Annotated in this window: 19 protein-coding genes; 6 read left to right on the forward strand and 13 right to left on the reverse strand. The window is 73.3% G+C overall.

Features of this window, described 5'->3' with window-relative positions:
• Positions 1 to 112 precede the first annotated feature (112 nt).
• Complete coding sequence (locus V6U77_RS04160; RefSeq protein ID WP_334604832.1) at positions 113 to 517, reverse strand: winged helix-turn-helix transcriptional regulator; 405 nt, start codon at positions 515 to 517, stop codon at positions 113 to 115.
• 76 nt (positions 518 to 593) lie between these two features.
• On the opposite strand from V6U77_RS04160, the gene V6U77_RS04165 reads away from it, so the two are divergent.
• On the forward strand, positions 594 to 1,526 hold the full coding sequence (locus tag V6U77_RS04165; protein ID WP_334604834.1) for an alcohol dehydrogenase catalytic domain-containing protein: 933 nt from the start codon (positions 594 to 596) through the stop codon (positions 1,524 to 1,526).
• 129 nt (positions 1,527 to 1,655) lie between these two features.
• Here V6U77_RS04165 and V6U77_RS04170 read toward each other — a convergent pair whose 3' ends face one another.
• The 10 genes from V6U77_RS04170 to V6U77_RS04215 form a co-directional block, all read right to left on the reverse strand.
• Positions 1,656 to 2,414, reverse strand: coding sequence for an SRPBCC family protein (locus V6U77_RS04170; RefSeq protein ID WP_334604836.1), 759 nt, complete (start codon positions 2,412 to 2,414; stop codon positions 1,656 to 1,658).
• Positions 2,415 to 2,418: 4 nt separating this feature from the next.
• The gene (locus V6U77_RS04175; RefSeq protein ID WP_334604837.1) at positions 2,419 to 3,027 is read right to left on the reverse strand and encodes an ArsR/SmtB family transcription factor; all 609 of its coding nucleotides are present in this window, start codon (positions 3,025 to 3,027) and stop codon (positions 2,419 to 2,421) included.
• Positions 3,028 to 3,139: 112 nt separating this feature from the next.
• A complete protein-coding gene (locus tag V6U77_RS04180) occupies positions 3,140 to 3,547 on the reverse strand; it encodes a hypothetical protein (protein ID WP_334604838.1) in 408 nt (135 codons plus the stop codon).
• A gap of 17 nt (positions 3,548 to 3,564) precedes the next feature.
• Positions 3,565 to 5,049 carry a DUF4407 domain-containing protein gene (locus V6U77_RS04185; RefSeq protein WP_334604839.1) on the reverse strand — a complete coding sequence of 495 codons (1,485 nt, stop codon included), beginning with the start codon at positions 5,047 to 5,049 and terminating at the stop codon, positions 3,565 to 3,567.
• Entirely contained in the window at positions 5,036 to 6,037 is a 1,002-nt protein-coding gene (locus V6U77_RS04190; protein ID WP_334604840.1) for a hypothetical protein, read from the reverse strand. Before V6U77_RS04190 ends, V6U77_RS04185 begins: the two co-directional genes overlap by 14 nt.
• 10 nt (positions 6,038 to 6,047) lie before the next feature.
• Positions 6,048 to 8,159 (reverse strand): hypothetical protein, encoded by a 2,112-nt coding sequence (locus V6U77_RS04195; RefSeq protein ID WP_334604841.1) that lies wholly within the window; start codon positions 8,157 to 8,159, stop codon positions 6,048 to 6,050.
• The gene (locus V6U77_RS04200; RefSeq protein WP_334604842.1) at positions 8,152 to 8,955 is read right to left on the reverse strand and encodes a hypothetical protein; all 804 of its coding nucleotides are present in this window, start codon (positions 8,953 to 8,955) and stop codon (positions 8,152 to 8,154) included. The genes V6U77_RS04195 and V6U77_RS04200 overlap by 8 nt, the downstream gene beginning before the upstream one ends.
• Positions 8,956 to 9,074: 119 nt before the next feature.
• A complete protein-coding gene (locus V6U77_RS04205) occupies positions 9,075 to 9,848 on the reverse strand; it encodes a Crp/Fnr family transcriptional regulator (RefSeq protein WP_334604843.1) in 774 nt (257 codons plus the stop codon).
• 230 nt (positions 9,849 to 10,078) lie between these two features.
• A complete protein-coding gene (locus V6U77_RS04210; RefSeq protein WP_334604845.1) occupies positions 10,079 to 12,220 on the reverse strand; it encodes a heavy metal translocating P-type ATPase in 2,142 nt (713 codons plus the stop codon).
• A gap of 138 nt (positions 12,221 to 12,358) precedes the next feature.
• Positions 12,359 to 12,766 (reverse strand): four-helix bundle copper-binding protein, encoded by a 408-nt coding sequence (locus tag V6U77_RS04215; RefSeq protein WP_334604846.1) that lies wholly within the window; start codon positions 12,764 to 12,766, stop codon positions 12,359 to 12,361.
• 171 nt (positions 12,767 to 12,937) lie between these two features.
• Here V6U77_RS04215 and yidD point away from each other — a divergent pair, with 171 nt between their 5' ends.
• From yidD to V6U77_RS04235, 4 genes are all read left to right on the forward strand, one after another.
• Positions 12,938 to 13,315, forward strand: coding sequence for a membrane protein insertion efficiency factor YidD (gene yidD, locus V6U77_RS04220; protein WP_334604847.1), 378 nt, complete (start codon positions 12,938 to 12,940; stop codon positions 13,313 to 13,315).
• A gap of 48 nt (positions 13,316 to 13,363) precedes the next feature.
• Entirely contained in the window at positions 13,364 to 13,819 is a 456-nt protein-coding gene (locus V6U77_RS04225) for an ATP-binding protein (RefSeq protein ID WP_334604849.1), read from the forward strand.
• A gap of 130 nt (positions 13,820 to 13,949) precedes the next feature.
• Positions 13,950 to 14,783, forward strand: coding sequence for an MEDS domain-containing protein (locus tag V6U77_RS04230; protein ID WP_334604850.1), 834 nt, complete (start codon positions 13,950 to 13,952; stop codon positions 14,781 to 14,783).
• Positions 14,780 to 15,739, forward strand: coding sequence for a sensor histidine kinase (locus V6U77_RS04235; protein ID WP_334604851.1), 960 nt, complete (start codon positions 14,780 to 14,782; stop codon positions 15,737 to 15,739). The genes V6U77_RS04230 and V6U77_RS04235 overlap by 4 nt, the downstream gene beginning before the upstream one ends.
• On the opposite strand, the gene V6U77_RS04240 is transcribed toward V6U77_RS04235, so the two are convergent.
• Positions 15,699 to 16,598: a cytochrome c oxidase assembly protein gene (locus V6U77_RS04240; RefSeq protein WP_334604852.1), complete on the reverse strand. Its 900-nt coding sequence runs from the start codon at positions 16,596 to 16,598 to the stop codon at positions 15,699 to 15,701. The genes V6U77_RS04235 and V6U77_RS04240 overlap by 41 nt on opposite strands.
• Positions 16,595 to 17,074, reverse strand: coding sequence for a DUF2243 domain-containing protein (locus V6U77_RS04245; protein WP_334604853.1), 480 nt, complete (start codon positions 17,072 to 17,074; stop codon positions 16,595 to 16,597). The genes V6U77_RS04240 and V6U77_RS04245 overlap by 4 nt, the downstream gene beginning before the upstream one ends.
• A gap of 208 nt (positions 17,075 to 17,282) precedes the next feature.
• Between V6U77_RS04245 and V6U77_RS04250 the strand changes: the two genes are divergently transcribed.
• Positions 17,283 to 18,521, forward strand: a complete 1,239-nt coding sequence (locus V6U77_RS04250) for a DUF2786 domain-containing protein (protein WP_334604854.1) — start codon at positions 17,283 to 17,285, stop codon at positions 18,519 to 18,521.
• Positions 18,522 to 18,574: the final 53 nt, after the last annotated feature.

An 18,574-nucleotide genomic window follows, 5' to 3' on the forward strand; every position in this document is an offset into this window, starting at 1 on the left:
GCGCCGGGGCAGCCGACCACTAACGCCAGCATTCCGCAATTGCCAAATACATGCAACAAGCGCCGGTCGGGCATGTCGTCCAGGCCACACCCCGTCCACGCCGGAGCGGCGGTCAGCCGGCGGCGCCCCGGTCGTACGCGGCGCGGGCGCGATGGACCTGCTCGATGTGCGTCTCGGCCCAACTCTTGATGGCCTGCTGGATCGGAAGCAGGGTACGGCCCAGAGCGGTGATCCCGTAATCGACCCGCACCGGCACCGACGGCGTGACGGTGCGGGTGAGCAGGCCGTCGCGTTCCAGCTTGCGCAGCGTCTGGGTCAGCATCTTCTGGCTGGCACCGGGGATGGTGCGGCTCAGGTCGCTGTAGCGCAGGGGGCCGTCCGCGAGGGCGGCGAGGACCAGCGTCACCCACTTGTCGCTGAGCGTCGCCAGCAGCTGGTGACCCGGGCACTGCGCGAGGAAGGCGTTGTATTCGTCACGCTGGTGCTCCCGCAACTGCGCGGCACTGAGGGTCGCCATGACGGACCTCCGGGAGGGTTACGCACCTTCGGGTACCTACTTACCGCCGGAGAGTAGCAGTCCTAGCGTGAACGGCATGAAAGCTGTTGCCATACGCCGCTTCGGCGGCCCCGAGGTCCTGGAAGTCGTCGACGTACCCGTGCCGGAGGCCGGGCCCGGCCAGGTGCGCGTACGCGTGGCCGCGGCGGCGGTCAACCGGATCGACCTGTCCACCCGCAACGGGGCGCTCAACGAGGCCGGCCTGCTCGCCCCCGCCCCGGTGCTGTGGCTCGGCTGGGACGTGGCCGGGCAGGTCGACCAGGTGGGCGCCGGCGTCACCCGGTTCACCGCCGGGGACCAGGTGATCGGCCTGCGGGACGTGCTGTCGGCCGGCGGCACCCAGGCGGAGTACGTCGTCCTGGACGAGCGCGCGGTGGCCCCGGCGCCGGCCGGCGTCCCCGCCGCACGGGCCGCCGCCCTGCCGCTCATCGGGCTCACGGCCGACCGGTCGCTCACCCTCACGGGCCTGCGCGCCGGGCAGACACTGCTCGTCACCGGAGCCGCGGGCGGCGTCGGCGGGCTGCTGCTCGAACTGGCCGCCATGCGGGGCGTGCGCACCGTGGCCGTCGCCGGCACCGACGACGAACCGCTCGTCCGCGGCCTGGGCGCGACCTGGTTCGTGCCGCGCACGCCACGGCTCGCCGAAGCCGTACGCCGCGAGGTTCCCGGTGGCGTCGACGCGGTGGTCGACGCCGCGGTGGTCGGCGTCGCGGCGCACGAGGCGCTGCGGCCCGAAGGCACCTTCGTGGCCCTGGTCGCGCCGTTCGCGCCGCCGCCCCTGCGGGCCACGCGCGTCGTCGTGCAGGAGGTGTTCGCCGACGGCGCGCGGTTGACCGAGCTGGCCGCGCTGGTGGGCGCGGGACGGCTCAGCCCGCGCGTCGCGGACACCCTGCCGCTGGAGAAGGTCGGCGTCGCTCACGACCGCCTCGCCGCGGGCGGCCTGCGCGGGCGCCTCGTCCTCACGCCCTGACCACACCCGGACGCCCGGCGGTTCCCGGCCCGGCTCCCGCCGGGCGCAGCCTGCCGGGCGTCCGGACCGGCACCGTCCGCCGGGCTTCCGGGCCGGGCCCCGCTCCGGCCCGCCGGGCCGGTCGGCGGGTCAGCCGAGGGGCAGGGCGGTCAGCCAGCCCTGCCAGGCGCGCTCGGCCCCGGCCGGGTCGTGCCCGGTGGCGAAGACGTGGTGACCGAGGACCAGGGCGTCGCCGCGCTCGGCACCGGAGTGGAGGAACCGGTAGAGCGCGTCGGCGGTGCGGACGCCGACGAAGGTCGGCAGGCCCACCAGGTCGACGACGCCCTCGATCGGCGGCAGCCCGGCGACCGTGAACCGGACCCGGTCGCCCTCGGCGAGCGGACCGGCGACGCCGAAGGCGTCGGCCACCGCCGCCCACGCCCGGTCCGCGCCGCCGACCCCCTGGCGGAACGCCGAGACCGGGGTCGCGGTCCGGCCCGGGAAGTGGGCGAGGTACGCCGCCAGCGTCCCGAGGTACATGTCCCAGCCGGCCGCCATCGCCTCGTACTCGGTCTCCCAGTCGTCCCCGAGGACGCCGCTCTGGACGAGCCGCAGGGTCGTGCTGCCCCGCTCGCGGCCCTCGATGAGGTATTCCATCGCGATGAAGGTGCCGTCCGGGGCCGTCGCGGTGCGGTCGGCGAGCCGCTTGCCGGGCTCCCACGCGGTGATCGTCGCCTCCTCGACGTGGCCGGCCATCGTCAGGCGGGTCCGGCCGCCCTCGCCCGGCTCGACCTCGCTGCGGCCCATGAACCAGGAGTCGATGCCCGGGCCGGTGGCGATGGCCTCCCACACCTGCTCGGGCGTGGCGGCCAGCTCGACGTCCTTGCGCAGTTCGAAGTGGTGTCCCATGTCGTCAGTGCTCCTCGTCGGTGGTGCTGTCGTCGGGGTCGGCGCTGGGGTGCAGGGCGACCACCACCCGGTGCTCGCGCCCCCCGGGCGTGCTCTCGTCGTGGTACCTGCCGACCAGGGCGGCGACGGTGGCCGCCAGCTCCTCGGCGAAGGCCGCCCGGTCGCGCGCCGAGGCGAAGCGGACGGTGCCGTCGACGGCGAACGTGGCCACCCGCTGCTTCGCCCGCTCCGCTCCGGTGACGAGCGCGCCCACGTCCTGCACGAGGCGGGCGGCCAGCGCCAGCAGCCACCGCGCCGACAGCCGGTCGGGGGCCTGCGCCGGGTCCGGCCGTACGGCGGCGAGGGCCGCGGGCGAGATCACGTAGGACGCCGCGGTCGCCCGCATGACCCGCTCGGTGACGTTGCCCTTGCGGCGTTCCTCCACCAGCTCGACCAGGCCGTGCTGCTCCAGCGCCCGAAGGTGGTAGTTGACCTTCTGCCGGGGCAGGCCGACGCGGGCGGCGAGCATCGTCGCCGAGGCCGGCTCGGCGAGCGCGGCCAGCAACCGGGCCCGCATCGGGTCCAGCGACGCCTCGGCCGCCGCCGGGTCCTCGATCACTGCGATGTCGAACATGACCACAGCGTCCCACCGACAAAATTTATTGTCAAGACAATTCGAACTGTCGGTTGCTTACCCGCCTCGGCCTGCGGTGACGGGGCACCCCGCCACCGCGGGCCGGTCACCCCTACCGGTCGACGAACGTGGCGTCCCGCCCTGCCTGGTAGACCCGACCGCCGAGAGTGGCGGACGCGTGCTGGGTGACGGTCACGGGCTGCGTCGGAGCGTTGGCCGCCGACACGACCCGCTCCACCAACGAGGCGCGGTCGGGATCGTCGGTCAACCGGGTCAACAGCACACCGGCGACCTGTTCGCGCAGTGCGTCGGTGGCCGCGTCCCGATCGCGGCCGGGCAGCGTCGCCAGGTCCTGCCGCCGCTTCTCAAGCCACTCCAACGCGACCGCGTCACGCTCGTCGCTGCCGCCGACCAGCCGGGCAGCCGTGCCGCGTACGGCGGTCCACGCCTCGGTCGCCATCGCGGCCACCAGCGCGGCCGCCCCGGCCTGTGCAAGTTCCGCCCATTGGCTCGGATCCATCGATGCCCTCCTCGTGGTCAGATGTCGCCTTCGGCTGATGTCCTGGACGACGCCCGGGCGCCGTTGACCCGGGCGTTTCGCGGTCGGGGCGTCGATGCGTCCTCGGAGGCCCCTGGCGGGGACGCCGCCGACCGTCGCAGACGTCGAGCCAGCTCCTGCACCGCACTGCTCCCCTCGGCCTCGATCTGCGCGGTGTGCCTGCGCACCTCGAAGTCGATGCGCTGGCGCCGCATGTCACCGTCGGCCCGGGCACGGTGGCGCTGGACATCGAGATCCTCGGCCACGGTCGACTCGGCACTGCGCGTCGCCTTCTCGTGAAGACGCTCGGTGCTCGCGATGCGCTGGTCCACCAACCGGTCGTACGCCGTGGCTCCGGTCATGAACTTCACCAGCACCGGAAGGCAGTCGATGAGGATGAAGAAGATGCGGATCAGCCAGGTGGCCGCGAGCAGGGACGGCACGTCCTCCGTGAGATCACCGAGTGCCTCCAGTCGCTCCAGGAACCCGATCGCGCCCTGGTGGCTCGCCAGTTCGGCCACCTGCCTGTCGATCTCGGCGGCCCGTTGCTGCTCGGCGGTCTCGGTGCCGGCACGGACCTGCGACTCCAGTTCCGAGATCGTCCTCTGCAGGGCCACGAGACGTTCGTTGTCCGCCCCGATCGGGTGTTCCGCCTCGAACGACTGGGCCTGGCGTTCCAGGCGTCGGCAACGGGGGCCCTCGCCGACCTCACCGCTGAGTCCGCTGCCGCTGGCACCCGCACATTCCCGCCGGGTCAGGTCCCGCAGGCGGCGCAGTTCCGCAGTGTCCTCGTCGATCTGCTTGCGCAGCGCCGACGCGTCCTTCCGGGCAGCGGACAGTTGGCTGGCGGCACCGGTCGGAGATGCTCCCGACGCGACGACGAAAGGCCGGCAGTCCGACGGCGTCGTGATCGTCCTCTCCCGGGAATCCGTGGGCAGCGGATTGCAGGCGACGATGCTTCCGCGGAGGTCGTCGAGTTCCTGTTTGCGGCCGTCCTGGATGTGCTCCTCCACCGCCGTGTGGAAGATCTTGAGCACCAGGGGTTCGGCCACCACGACACCCAGGAACACCGCGACGACCAACCTGGGTACCAGCACCGACGCCCGCCGCCGCCACTGCGACCCGGTCGACGTGGCCACCAGCCAGCGGTCGAGGTTGAGCACGAACAGCGTCCACGCGAGCACCGGCAGGGCGAGCCACCAGTAGTTGCGGCCGAACACCGCGCCGAGTGCGTTCCACATCGAGAACCCGGCGAGCACCGCCGTCCCGAGCACGACCCCGCCCAGCGCGGTGTATCGGGCGCGTTCGGTCGGCACCCACGCCAGCATGTCCTCGTCGACGCCGGTCAGCACCCGCAGGTAGCGGCCGGGGCCCCGGTCCGTCGGGGCCTTCTCCACGTGCACGGCGGCGTCGCTGCCGGTCGTGGGCTCCTGCACGGCGGCCGCCTCCGGCGACGGTCCCTCCTGGGGACTACGACTGTTCATCATTCAGTTCGTCCTCGTCCAGGAGCAGATCGTCGCCGCCCTCGGCGGTGATGCTGCGGGGCCGCTGCCCAGGCCCGCCGCCGGACTCGATCCCGGAGGCGGGCTCCGACCGACGCAGTCGGAGGCTGTCGGTGAACGCCTGCACGAGCAGGCTCGGATCGACGTTCAGACGCTCCAGGTGGCCGTCCTTCTGCAGGATGGCCAGCAGTTCCGTGATCTTGCCCTGGTCTTCCGCCGATCGGGCGTAGGCCCGGTCGGCGGCGTGGGACACCCTGGTCTCGCCGCGGGCGATGGCCAGGGCCTCCAGCACCTCGGGGCCGGTACGGATCAGGTCGGCCAGTTCCTCGGCCTGCTTCGTGACGAACCCGCCCTCGAGGTCCTTCAGGTTCTGCTGCCACTTCGTGTCGCGGATCTTCGAGGCGTGGTCGACGAGCGCGGACGGCGTCGCCACCTCGACCATCCCGAACTCCACCTCCATTCCCCGGATCCGAGGCGGGTGGATGGTGCAGTACGCGCTCAGCTCGGCGTTGACCTCGTCGCGGACCTCGTTGATGGCGTCGACGGGATAGCTGACGCCAAGGCTGTCGAGCTCCCGGTCCCGCTTGATGTGGTCGAGCAACGGCCCGGTCACGTCGAGCAGGCCGTCCCGGACGACGGTCTCGGGGTCGGTGACGCGGCACTGGAAGGCCACCCGGACGCGGAACACGTCCGCCGGGCTCTTCGACGGGATCCGTACGTCGACCGTGACCCGCCTGGGGCGTACGTGGACGAGGCTGACGGCGACGGCCTCCACCACCGCCTCCTCACGGCCGGTGAGGTGCCGGCGGTCCTCGAAGACCGCATACCGACTGCCCAGATCGAACACGAGGACCGTCCCCGGCTCCTGCCGCGGCAGCTCGGACAGGTCCCGCCGGGCGAACTTCAGGAAGGACGAACGGGGTCGGTCGAGTGGGCGTTCGCAGATCACCGGATAGGTACTGTCAGTCATCGGGCTCTCCCTACGGCCAGGTGGTGGTTGTCGATGACCGGCGCCCGAGCAGCGCCGTCAGCACGGTGGTGAGGGGCAGCCCGTTTTCGGCACGGCCCGCCTCCTGCCGCAGGCCCCCGTCCAGGTCCGCCCACTGCGGTGGAGAGAGAACCTCGCGCATCGCCTCCCCCAGTCGACGAACGGCGGGCAGGGAGTCCTGGTCGCCGTTCAGCGCCTGTAGCGCGGCGAACAGCGTCGCCCGGGTCCGGCTCCGGTGCGGGGCGCTGCGAAACAGTTCGCCCCACAGCGAGCCGAGCCGAGCGGCGTTCCGCTGGTCCTGCCGGATCACGGTGGCCGCCACCAGCGCGTCCGTCGGCTCCTGCCGGGCGGACAGGACGTTGAGCACCGTCTCGAAGGTGGCCCGACGGTCTCGCTGGCGGGAGCCGGGCTCGAGCGAGCGCCGCAGTTGGATCTGCAGGAACTTCAGCACCCGACGGGTGGTGTCCGGGTCCTCCGCGGCGGTGGCGAACAGCATGCCCAGCGCCGCGCAGGCGACCATGCGGATACTGACGCTCCGCATCGCGAGGGCCCACAGCCAGCGCAGCGCGTCGGACGAGTACCGTGCGCCCAGGGGTCCGCCGAGTGCGCTCGCGGCTGTCGTCGCCCGTCGCTGGCCGGAGTTCTGTGCCCACCGCTTGGTGATGCCGAGCGCCGCGGAGGCGTTGCGGCCGTCCAAGCCGATCCAGGACAGCGTCGAGGCCGCCGCGAGGCGTTCCGGGGCGGTGCCGTCCGCCCACCGATCGAGGATCGCGTGTTCGACCTCCTGGAAGGACAGCGTGCTGTAGAGCGCCATACCGATGCCGAGACGTATGTGCAGCGAAGACGGCGGGCGGGCGGCGACCTCGTCCAACCAGTCGCGAAGCGGAGCCCACAACTCGTAGCCGTAACGGTCGTGCAGTTGCCGCAGCACCAACTCCTGCATGCCGGGCTGCGCGAAGGACACGCTGCGCCCGGCGGCCTCACCGTCCAGATTCAGCTGCTTCCTGTTGTCGACGGCGATCAGGCTGTCGTTCCGGTCGCGGCGTCGGGACTGCGGCATCACGGTGCCCACGGCTGCGGCTCCGGTCTCCACGCGGGCCGCCGGGACGGGACCGATCCTCTGGCGGTAGAGCGCCTTGAGGCGGTCGAGCAGGAATTCGTACGTCGGCTCCGGCGTGCCCGCGGCGAAGGTGAGCGCGGCGACCCCGAGCACCTCGTCAACGCTCGGTTCACGATCGAACCAGGCTGTTACGCGTTCCTGCTCGGAACTCCTCAACCCGGCGAGCGCCTGCTCCGGGCCGTCCGCCAGCAGTTCCACGACCTTGAGGACGTCCCGGGGACAGATCAGCGTGCGGACGTGCTCACGCAACTGCGCGAACGCGGGGGTGTCGCGGACCTCGCCTGGCATCTCGGCGAGCCACTTGTCGAACAACTCGACAGGATCGGGCGCCGCCCAGTCGACCATCAGATCGGCCAGCGGGCCCCGGGGCCGCACCCCGAGGTTGGTGGTGATCACCAGATGCGCCTGTCCCCGCAGCGCGGCGGTGAGTCGTTGCACCTCGAACTGCTGGACGGCGCTGGCCTCTCCGTCGCGCAGTTGGTCCCGCACGATGTAACCGCCGTCGTTGCCGAACTTGAGCCGCGCCAGTTCGGTCAGGGACAACGCCGGCGAGATGTTCGTGGGTGGGATCTGGTCCGACGCCACCTCGTGCAGCAGCGCGATCGCCCCGGTGTACTTGCCGATGCCGTCAGGACCGCAGAGGACCACCATGCCGCACCGGTTCAGCACGTCCCGCGCCTTGCGGAACGCCTCCGGCGGCCGGAGGTAGCAGCGAAGGGCGTGCCGCACCTCCTCGGGCCGCATGGGCCCGGTGGCCGCGGCAGGACGGCCCGAGGACCCGTCGAACGACATGCCGAAGTTCGAGTTCGACGCCGAGACGCCGTAGAAGTACTGGTAGTTGATGTACCTCGCGTGCTCGTGCACCTCGTCGCGGAGGTCCTCCTCGGACTCCGCCGCCGGCGACGCCGGGGCACCTGGGGGGTTCTCGTCGGTCGGCTTCTCCTCCGCCGGCGGAACTGGGGCGCCCGGCTCGTCGTCAGCCATTTCGTTCGCCCCCGAAGTTGAAACCGATGACGCTCCGATCGACCGTCACGCCCTTGTCGAACGTGTTGTGGTTGACGTACGTCGGGCCCTCGCCCCCGCCGTAGCGCGCGCCGGTGAGGTCGCGGCCGGCCTGCTGTACCCGGCCCTCGCTGTCGGCTGTCGCGGCCTGCCGCGGCCGGTCGCGGCCATCTGCCGCAGCGGCATCCTCACGACCCTCGGCCGCGGCGGCCTTCTCACCGAACGCGCGCTTCAGCGCCGACGGCGCGAGGCCCGGCACCCGCACCCAGCCCACGTGCTCGGATTCCTTGGCGCGGACCCGCACGGGCACGAAATCGGTCGGCTCGAGGCTGGTGTGCGCGGCGACCACGGTGTCCTCGTAGACCTGGCGGGACAGCATCACCGCGAGGAACGTCTCATCGGACGCATGGAGGGCCTGCCGCAACTGGTCGCTGTCCAGCAGGCGCCCCACGGTGACCGGCGCACTTCCGGCGAATCCGTTCGCGGCACGCCACACCGGCCCGTGGTGGATCGCCAGGCGCAGGCGGATGCACCAGTCAGCCTTACGCCCTTCGTTGACCCGGCGCAGCCCGGTGTCCAGCTCGCGGACGAAGTCGTCGACCAGCAGATCTTCGCGCTGACCGGTCGGAAGCACCGAAAGCTCGCCGTCTCCGCTGCGCTGCGTATCCCAGGTGTCGTGGTCGAGACCCGCACGCGACGCCGCGTCGGCGATCAGTGAAACCAGATTCTGCTGGATGTCGGTGTGTTGACGGCCGGCCCGGCGGCCGTAACCCTGCATGTCGACGGCTACGCACAAACGACGGTCGGTACTCGTAGATCGGGCCACCATGATCCGCTCTCCTGCCGCATCGGTTCGGTGGCCCCACTCTGACGCCGATCCCCCAAGATCAATCCGTCTCAGTGCGGGATCTCGTCACACATCTCCGCCGCCCGCCGCAGGCCCGCCAGATCAGTGATCACCATTCGTCGGTATCCGCGGGCGACGAGACCGTCCTTGTTCAGGCCGTGCAGCACCTTCTCGGCGGTGCGCAGCGCGACACCGGCAAGAGACGCCAACTCGGCCTGGGTCAGGGCCACGCCCAGGTCCCAGCCGTCCGCTGCCCGGTGGCCGTAGATCCGCCCGATCTCCAGGATGATCCGGCTGAGCCGCACCCCGGCGGGGCGGGTGGTGATGTCCACCCGTCGACTGTTGGACCAGCGCAGCCGCTCGCTCATCATGCGCATGAGCTCCAGCGCCGCGTCCGGGTACGAGCCGATGAACGCCGTCAATTCGGCACGGCTGATGATCCGGGCGCGGGTTTCCACGGACGTGACCACGCTGGCGGAGCGGGGTCGCCGCTCCAGCGCCGCCATCTCTCCGACCATGTCACCGGAGACCCGCACCGCGAGCATCGATTCCTGGTCCGCCTCCATTGTGGTGACCTTGACGATGCCGGAGAGCAGAAGATAAACGTGACTGTCACGGTCGCCCTGCCGGATGATCACACGGTCGGGCGGGAACAATACGCCGGTCCCGATTCCCAACAGTGCTCGGCTCGTCGTCGGATTCATCCGGCCGAGGAGCGTCGCCCTCGGCCAGGCCCGAAATTGTGCCTGCCCATTGCCCGGCCCGTTCAACGCGCCTCCGAATTGTTCCCGCACGACCCATGCGAAGCGCAGTCCAGAAGACATGAGAGCAGCAGGAACAGTCAAGAGCACGATCGACGTACGCCACCTGGACCTTCACGCCAGATCAGCCTCGGTCGGTCGGAGCGAAATGGTGGCGGACGGGCCGGCAGATCAGGCGTTACGTCGGCGGTTCCCCACGGCCGTCTCATAACGAGCGACGTTGCCGGAGATCATCGGCAGCCGATCGAATGGCCGGTGACGGATAAATGACGGTTCCCGCTGCTGTCCGCTCGTCACCCCTCGACGGGACGCAGGCGCACGCGGCGCAGCAGTTGGGCGTTGAGCGCCACCACGATCGTCGAGGCGGACATCAGGATCGCGCCGACCGCCGGACTTAGCGTCACCCCGGCCCAGGCCAGCACCCCCGCGGCCAGCGGAAGGGCGACGACGTTGTAGCCGGCCGCCCAGCCCAGGTTCTGGATCATCTTCCGGTAGGAGGCCCGCGACAGCCGGATCACGCCGGTGACGCCGCGCGGGTCGGACGAGGCGAGCACCACCCCGGCGGACTCGATCGCCACGTCGGTGCCGGCGCCGATGGCGATGCCCACGTCGGCCCTGGCCAGGGCTGGGGCGTCGTTCACCCCGTCGCCGACCATCGCCACCCGCAGCCCGCGCCGTTGCAGGTCGGCCACGGCGTCGTCCTTGTCGGCGGGCAGCACCTCGGCGAAGACCTCGTCGACGCCGGGCCGGAACCCGAGGTCGGCGGCGACCGCCTCGGCGACCGGGCGCGCGTCTCCGGTGATCATCACGATCTTGCCGACGCCCTGCTCCCGCAGCTCGGCGATCGCCTCCCGCGCCTCGGGGCGGACCTGGTCCTCGAGCGCGAGGGCACCGAGGACGGTGGCCGTGTCGCCGTCGAGGCGCAGCAGGTGCAGCACCGCCGCGCCCCGGTGCGACCAGTCGGCCTGCCGGTCGGCCAGGTCGGGCGGCGCCTCCGCGCGCAGCTCGCGGAGCAGGGCGGGCCCGCCGACGGCGTACGCCGTGCCGTCGACCTCGGCGCGGACGCCGCGCCCGGTCAGCGAGCGGAACCCGGTCGCCCGCCGGGACACGCCGCGCCCGGTCCCCGCCGCCACGATGGCCCGGGCCAACGGATGCTCGCTGTCGGCCTCCACGGCCGCCGCCAGGGCCAGCACCTCGTCCTCGCTGCCGCCGCCCGCGGCCGCCACCGCCGACACCACGTGCTCGCCGCGCGTCAGGGTGCCGGTCTTGTCGAACAGCACCGCGTCGACCGTGCGCATCCGTTCCAGCGCCAGCCGGTCCTTGACCAGGATCCCGCCCCTGGCCGCCACGGCCGTCGACAGCGCGATCACCAGCGGGATGGCCAGGCCGAGCGCGTGCGGGCAGGCGATCACCAGCACGGTGACCGTACGCACCACGGCCGCACCGAGGTCGCCGAGCACGGTCCAGGTCACCAGGGTCGCCAGGGCCACCACGGTCGCGACGTAGAACAGCCAGGCGGCGAAGCGGTCGGCCAGCACCTGCGCGCGACCGCTGGACTGCTGCGCCTGGGCCACCAGCCGCTGGATGCCGGCCAGCGCGGTGTCCTCGCCGACCGCCTCGACGCGTACCCGGATCGCCGCGTCGGTGGCCACCGTGCCGGCCACCACCCGGTCCCCGGGGCCGCGGGAGACCGGCCGCGACTCGCCCGTGACCATGGACTCGTCCAGCTCGGCGCCGCCCTCGGTGATCCGGCCGTCGGCCGGCACCCGGGCGCCGGGGCGGACGAGCACCAGATCGTCGACCCGCAGGTCCGCCACCGACACCCGCTCGACGTCGCCGCCCGCCGTCACCCGTTCGGCGTCGTCGGGCAGCAGCGCCGCCAGGGCGGACAGCGCGCCCTGCGCCTGCCCGATGGCCTTCATCTCCTGCCAGTGCCCGAGCAGCATGATCGTGACCAGGGCCGCGAGCTCCCACCAGAAGTCCAGGTCGAAGACGCCGAGCGCGGTCGCCGCCGAGGCGACGTAGGCCACCGTGATGGCCATCGCGATCAGCAGCATCATCCCGGGGGCCCGGTCGCGCACCTCCCGCACCGCACCGGCCAGGAAGGGCCAGCCGCCGTAGAGGAAGACGACCGTGCCCAGGACCGGGCCGACCCATCCCACGCCCGGGAACTCCAGCCGGTAGCCGAACCAGTCCATCACCATGTCGCTGATCAGCACGATCGGCACGGTCAGCGCCAGGCTCAGCCAGAACTTGCGGCGGAACTGCTCCGGGTCGTGCCCGGCGTGCTTGTCGTGGCCGCCGTGCCCGGCGTGCGTGGGCCGGCCGTCGTGCCCGCCCGCACCGTCGACGGGTCCGCCGGAGCCCGGCGACCCACCCGGCGTCGACTCGGGCGGCCTGCGGGCGCCGTGCTCGTGGTGCGGGTCGTGGGACATGTCGCCTCCTCCCGACCACCATATACCCCCCGTGGGTATATGGAGCCCGATCGTCGGGACGGGCACAGGACGCGCCGGCCTCCCGCGTGGGAGGCCGGCGCGTCGCGCGGCTGGGCACGCCGACCGCCGGTGGCCCGGTCAGCTCATGGTGGCGAGCAGGTCCCGGCAGGCCCGCTCGCACGCGCGGCAGGCCTCGGCGCAGACCCGGCAGTGCTCGTGCATGCCCGCGTGGCCGGCACACTCGTCGCCGCAGGACCTGCAGGCGGTGGCGCACGCCTCCAGCAGGCTCCGGCTGATGTTCGCGTCGTAGCCGGTGTGTCGGGACAGCACCCGGGCGGTCGTCGTGCAGATGTCCGCGCAGTCCAGGTTCGTCCGTACGCACTTCGTCAGCTCGGCGACCATGTCCTCGCTCAGACAGGCGTCGGCGCAGGCGGTGCAGGCCTGGGCGCAGGTGTTCAACGCGTCGATCACGGCGGCCAGCCTGGCCCGGTCGAGGTTGATCGGCTTGGGGTACGTCTCGAGCATCGGCATCGTGGTGCTGGGCACGACAGTCTCCTCTCGGTAGCTCCTTGTGCACTACCCGCGACCACCGCCCGACATGCGGGTCCCGCGCGGCGGGTCCCGCGCGGCCGGCTCGACCAGCGCGTCGGTGTCCCGAACGCGACCGGTTCCGGGGCGACGGCACGCCCCTCGGCGCGCTGGTCGATGATGCGGTGCATGTTCAGACGTCTGCGTGAGACAGCTCGCGAGAACCGCCGGCAGCAACGGCTCATGTCGAAGTCGAAGAATCCCGACGGCTGCTGCGACTGCTGCGACCTCGGGCTGTTCTCCACCCTGCTGACGTTCGGCTCGGTGACGGCGGCGGCGACCCGCGCGCCGGTGCTGGACCGGGCGGGGGTGGCGGCGATCCGGGGCTACCGCCGGTGGCTGTCGCCGCACTGGCCGGGACGCTGCCGGTTCACCCCGACCTGCGGCGCGTACGGGTTGACGGCGGTGGAGCGGCACGGGCTGGCGGTGGGCGGGCGGATGGCCGCCGAACGGGTACGCCGCTGCCGCCCCGGGGTGCCCCGCGGCACCCACGATCCGGTGCGTTGACCGGTGCGCCCGCGCGTGAGCCGGCCGGAGACCGGGTAGGAGGGGGCCATGGGCAAGCTGAGCAGTTCCCCACCCCCGCCGCAGGCCGTTGAGCTGCGCCGGTGGGCCCTGTCGAAGGCGGCGGACCTGCGTGCCCTGCGGGCCTCCCTGCACGAGGAGCTGACCGGCGACGTGCTCGGTGAGGGCGAGGCCCTGGAGGAGGTGCCCGAGCTCGTGGCACTGATCGCGACGGAACTGGCCACGAACGCCCTGCGCCACGGCATCCCGCCGACCATCGTCCGGCTGCTCGCCACCGACGACTACCTGATCCTCGACGTCGCCGACCACGACCTGGGTTCGCTGCCGCAGCTCGCCGAGGCCCGGCCGGTCGGCGACGGCGGGCGCGGCCTGGAGCTGGCCCGCGCCCTCTCCCTCGACGTCGGCTGGTACGCCACGGGCGCCACCAAGAACATCTGGGCGTCCTTCCCGCGCTCCACCCGCCTCAGCGGCGCACGGAGCGCCTGACCGGACGACCCGCCGGCCGGGTCGGGTGACGGACTGGCGAGGGCCTTCCGCCGCCCGACGCGTCCCGGCAGGTCGCGAGCCTGGTGCGGGTTCCACGGCGGCCTACACTGGTTGTCGTGAGGTATTCGACATGATCAGCAGTCAACGGCGGGACGCGCCGGGCGGTCACATCTGCTGGTCGTACGACGATCCGGAGTCCCTCGCCGACCAGGCGGATCGCCACCTTGCCGCGAGCCTCGCCGCCGGCGAACGCTTCTGGTACGTCACCCCGCGCCCGTCCGACGTGGTGGCCGAGCGGCTGCGCACCCGGCCGGACTTCGCCACCGCGGAGCGCCGGGGCGCCGCCGCGGTGGTCCCCCTGCTCTCCACCTATTCGCTCGACCACGCCGTCGACCCGGCGGCGCAGGTCGCCGCCTACTCGTCGGCCACGGACGAGGCGCTGGCCGCCGGGCACACCGGGCTGCGCGTGGTCGCGGAGGCCACCGAACTGGTCCGCACCCCGACCCAACTGGACGTCTTCACCCGCTACGAGCACCTTATCGACCGCTACATGCGCACCCGGCCGTTCAAGGCCATGTGCGCCTACCACCGGCCGAAGCTGGGCGACCGCGCGATCGCCGAGCTGGCCTGCATGCATCCGCAGACCAACGTCGAGGACCTGTTGTTCCACCTCTACGCCGTGGCGCCCACCGACGGGCACGCCGCACTCGCCGGCGAGCTGGACATGTCGAACCACGAACTGTTCCGCACCGCCCTGGACCGCGCCGACCTGCGGCCCGTCGACGGTGAGCTGGTGCTGTCGGCCGACAACCTGCGTTTCCTGGACCACCGCACCCTGGCCCACCTGGCCGAGTACGCGCAGCGACGCGGCGCGACCGCCGTGCTGCGCACCCCCCGCCCGGCCGTGGCCCGCCTGGCCGACCTGCTGCACCTGCCCGGGATCCGGGTCGAGGTCACGCAATGAGGACCGGCGCGGCCGCCACGCACCATGGCTACTACCACGAGGCCGTCCGCTACGACTGCGACGACGAGTTGCTCGCGGTGGCGGTGCCGTTCCTGCTGGGCGGCGTCGACGCGGGCGAGCCCACCTTCGTCGCCCTGGGTGAGCGCACGGGCGGGCTGGTGCGCGCGGCGCTGCCGGCCGGTGCCGGGGTCGAGTTCCTGCCCGGCGGCGACCTCTACTCCCGGCCCGCCGCCACGATCCGCTTCTACCGCCAGCTCCTCGCCGAGCAGGTGGCCGCCGGCGCCGGGCAGATCCGGATCATCGGTGAGGTGTCCCCGACCTCGTTCGGCGCGACCTGGGACTGGTGGGCCCGCTACGAGTCGGCGATAAACCACGCGTACGACGACTTCCCGCTGTGGAGCATGTGCGCGTACGACACCCGGATCACGCCGCCGCAGGTGCTGGCGGACGTGGCCCGGACGCACCCCCGGTTCGCCACCCCCGACGGTCGGCACGTGCCCAGTCCCACCTGGACGCCGCCGGCGGACTACCTGCGGCAACCGCTCCCGGTCGTGCCCGACCCGCTCCAGGCCCGGCCGCCGGCCGTCGAACTGACCGACCCGACGGCGGCCGAGGCGCGCGCCGCCGTGCACAAGGCCGACCACGGTCAGGTGCCGGTCGACGACGTGGAGGACCTGGTCGTCGCGGTCAGCGAGATCGTCACCAACGCGGTGCGCCACGGCAGGCCGCCGGTGCGGCTACGCGTCTGGGCCGGTGACGACCGCATCGTCACGACGGTCAGCGACGGCGGCGACGGGCCGGGCGACCCCTTCTGCGGGCTGCTCCCCGCGTCCGACGGCGCCCCCGGCGGGCTCGGCCTCTGGATCACCTACCAGTCCTGCAACCACGTCACCTGGCAGCGTGACGGCGACGGCTTCACCCTGCGGATGACGGCCGGCAACCCGTACACCGGCTGACCGGACCGACCCGGTCGGCCTCGCGGCGGGGGCGTCGCGTGGGTGGTCCACCCCGCCGGCGGTCGGTCCCGCGTTCGGTGGCGGGCGCCGACCGGCGCGGCCGCCGGCGGCGGTACCACGCGGCGAAGAGGGCGGTGGCGAGCAGCAGCTCGGCGACGTCTCCCCCGTAGTACATCAACCGGGCCGCCGCGCGCAGCGCCTCGACGTCCCGTTCGGGCAGTCCGGGCGGCAGGGTGGTGGCGTGCGCGTAGAGGAACTTGGCCAGCACGGCGTGCCCGGCCCCCGCGGCCAGCAGCGCGCCGACCCGCACCGCCGGGCGCGGCCGGCGCGGCGCCGGGTCCGGGCCGGCCACCGACCAGGCGAGGAGGTAACCGGCGGCGACGTAGTGCACGTGCAGGGCGTGGTGCAGCACCGGATTCCGCTCGGCCGCCGCGTAGAGCGGCGTGAGCAGCACCAGCGCCAGCCCGCCGGTGGTGAGCAGGGCCGCCGTCACCGGATGGGCGAGCAGGTGCACGGGCCTGGCCCGCAGGAACCGGCTCACCCGGCGGGCGGACGGCGGCGGCACGACCCGCAGCAGCAGGGTCACCGGCGCGCCGAGGGCCAGCGCGAGCGGCGCGAACATGCCGAGCAGCAGGTGCTGCGCCATGTGCACCCGCGGGTCGCCGGGCCCGGCCGCCAGCGGGCCGAGGGCGACCGCGAGCACCGCGCAGCCCGTCAGCCAGGCGAGCGTACGGCGACGAGGCCAGCCGCGCCGGTCCGAGGACACGGCGGCCAGGTAGGCGACGGCGAGGACCGCGACCGCCGCGAGCGGCAGCGGGTCCGGCCCGGCCGCGGCACCGGAGTGCGCGAGCACCGTCACGGCGCGTCGCGGCCCTGGCGGGACCGCACCCGCCAGATCACCCACGCGCCGAGCAGCAGCAGCGCCACCGCCGCCACGTTCCACACCACGTCGTACGGCAGCAGGTGCACCCCGTAGCGGATCTGGTGCAGCCGCAGCACCTTGTGGTCGACGATGCCGTCGAAGAGCTGGAAAGCCCCCGCACCGAGCAGGAACCCGCCCCAGGCGGCCCGGGGCACCAGGGCGCCCCGACGGCGCAGGTCGGCGTACCAGAAGAAGCCGCCGACCAGGGCGAGCAGCTCGGCCGAGTGCAGCAGTCCGTCGGAGAGCAGCCCGACGGAGGGCGTGGACCGGTCGTAGAAGTGGTGCCAGCCGAGGATCTGGTGGAAGACGATCTCGTCGACGGCCGCCATCACGGCCACGCCGATGACCGCGGCGGCGAGGACCGACCGGCGGAGGTCTGGGGCGTCGGAGCCCGGAAACCGCGATCGCGCCATCTCACCACCCCGCATCGCTCGTGTCCCCCCGAACTACCCCGGGACCGGTCGAAGCATGCGGGAGTTCGCGTCACGGGACGGTCGTGCCGAGAGGTTCCGGTGGCACCGGTCACGACCGGCGGACGGCGGGCGGGCCCGGGGGTACCTTCGGCGGGCGGGCGACGATCGTCTCCGGCGCGGGAGAAGCAGACCCTGAGAGGACACGGCCGTGCCGGACGCCGAGGAACTCATCAGCGACACGCTCGCGGCGGTACGCGGCACCGACGTACGCCTCGCGGAGCGGCAGCTCGACCGGCTGATGATCGGAACGGGCGCGACGGACGGCGCGGCGGCCGTGGACGCCGCCCTCCTGCGTCGACTGGCCCGGGCCGTCGGGCGGCTGGCACGGCACGGCTGGCAGCCTGCGGACCTCGGCCGGCTCGCGACCCGCCGGCTCGGCCCCCGGGCGGCGGGGCTGGTCACGGACGCGCTCGCCGCGCACCGCCGGGACCTGGCCGATCCGGTGCCGCCCTGGTGGGACGACCAGCTCCGCGACCTCGGGGCGGCGGTGTGGTGGGACGCCGACGAGGGCCACCTGGCCGCCTGGTCGGCCCGCGTCGGATGCGACCGCTTCACGGCTCTGCGGGCGGCGGTCGACGCGCTGGCCCTGGCCGAGGGGCTCCCGCCGATCGCCGTGCTGCGCCCGCCGCCCGGCGCGCCGTCGCCGGATGGCGCACGTGGCGGATCGGGTGGGGGGTCCCGGATGCTCGACCGGGTGCGCGCGCTGCTGGCCAAGGCGGAGTCGACCACCTACCCGGCCGAGGCGGAGGCGCTCACCGGCAAGGCCCAGGAGCTGATCGCCCGGCACAGCATCGACCAGGCGCTGCTGGCCGGCGGCGCCGAGCGCGCCGACCGGCCCGGCGGGGTGCGACTCGGCGCCGAGCCCCCGTACGCGGGCGCGAAGGCGCTGCTGGTGCAGGAGGTGGCGGCGGCGAACCGCTGCGAGGCGGTCTGGTCCGAGGATCTCGGGTTCACGACGGTGCTGGGCTGGCCGGCCGACCTGGAGGCCGTCGAGCTGCTCTACACCTCGCTGCTGGTGCAGGCCACCGCCGCGATGCTGCGCGGCCGGGGCGAACGGCGGGCCAGGGGCGCCGGACGGCGGACCCGGGACTACGACGAGTCCTTCCTGAACGCCTTCGCGCTGCGGATCGGCGAGCGGCTGCGGGCCGCCACCGACGCGGCCGACCGGGAGGCGACGGCGAAGGCCGGGTCCGAGCGGCTGCTGCCGGTGCTCGCCACCCGCGCGGAGGCGGTACGCGAGCACCTCGGCGCGCTCTTCCCCGGCGTCACCCGGGGCCGGCTGACCGTCCGCGACGCCGAGGGCTGGTCGTCGGGCACCTCCGCCGCCGACCGGGCCTCGCTCGGGGCCGGAGGTGCCCCGAAGCGCCAGGTACGCGGTCGCCGCTGAGGTTCCGCACCGCCGGGGTCCGACTCCGGTCGCGCCGGCGGGCCGGGTTGCCC

The organism is Micromonospora sp. CPCC 205546 (assembly GCF_036902715.1).
In the GTDB taxonomy this organism is placed as follows: domain Bacteria; phylum Actinomycetota; class Actinomycetes; order Mycobacteriales; family Micromonosporaceae; genus Micromonospora.